The following is a 1204-nucleotide window of genomic DNA, read 5'->3' as shown; positions in this document are numbered from 1 at the left end:
CTCGGCGGCGTGGCCAGCTGCAACGGGATCGGCTTCGACGATGCCGGTGACGCCCGGCACCGCTTCGAATCCGCAGTCAACGAGGACAGCGGAGGTCTGCTGCCATGAGCGCACGACGCCGAATCGCCGGCTTCTCGCTGCTCGAGGTCAGCGTGGTCCTGGCCGTGCTCGGTCTTCTCGCGGTGGGCTTCACCGCATACTGGGCGTCAGCTGAGCGCGCCTCGGTGGCCCGGGCCCAGCAACAGCTCATGGTCCGCGCCGAGCGGGCCCTGGTGGGCTTCATCTACGAGACCGGGCGGCTGCCGTGCCCCGCCCCGGACCATGACGGCCGCGAGGCCTGTGGCGACCCGGCCCAGAAGGGCCTGCTGCCGTGGCGGACGCTGGGCCTGCCGACGCGCGCCGCCGGCGAGCTGCGCTACGGGGTCTACCGCAACCCCGACCAGGACCTGGATCTGGCGCGCGCCGCCGACCGGTTCAATCCGCTGCTCACGGACGCGGAAGGCACCCCCAGCGAGCCGCCCCTCGGCAACGCGAACATGCTCGATCTGTGCTTCGCCCTCGACCGCGCCGCCGCCGGCGACACGGACCCCGCGCTGCTGCACACCAGCACCGGGGGGACGGACACCAATGTCGCCTACGCCATCGCCGCTCCCGGGCTGTCCGACGACGACGGCGACGGCAGCCGCTTCGACGGCCGTCAGGCGAGCGGCGAGCCGGTCTTCGACGCGCCGAGTCGCGGCGCCTCGGCGGTCAACGACGACCGCGTGGCCACCGCGTCGTTCGACGGTCTCGCCGGTTACTTCGACTGCGTCGAGGCCCTCGCAGCCATCGGGCACACGCATTTCAACGCGGCCAACAGCGCCCGGATGATGGCAATCACCTCCGCCGAATACCTCGAGCTGCTGCGCCTGCAGCTGCGCCAGGCCGAGGCCTCCACGGTCTCCGCCTCCGCCGGGGTCGCGGCCGCGGCCGGGGGGCTCGCGAGCGGCACCGCGGACACCGCGCTGGCCATCGCCCAGACGATCGGGTCATACGGCACCCTGTCGCCGATCATCGCGGCGGGTGTGGCGTCGGTGGTCACCAACACGTCGGCGACCGTTACCGCCGCCGCCGGGCTCGGCGCGGCGATTGCCGGTGTCGTCGAGGCCGAGAGGCGGGTCGAGCGCGCGGAGAAGCTGGTCCCGGACGCCGTCGACCTGGCCGA

Annotated in this window: 1 protein-coding gene; it reads left to right on the top strand. The window is 73.2% G+C overall.

Translation table 11 applies throughout. The features are described from left to right. Window positions 1-104: 104 nt before the first annotated feature. On the top strand, window positions 105-1204 hold a 1100-nt coding region (locus tag G7A99_RS20170; protein ID WP_163143617.1), incomplete at its 3' end, for a type II secretion system protein.

The organism is Arhodomonas sp. KWT (assembly GCF_010993615.1).
The sequence above is the reverse complement of the archived record's forward strand: the minus strand, read 5'-3'. Positions and strand labels throughout refer to the sequence as shown.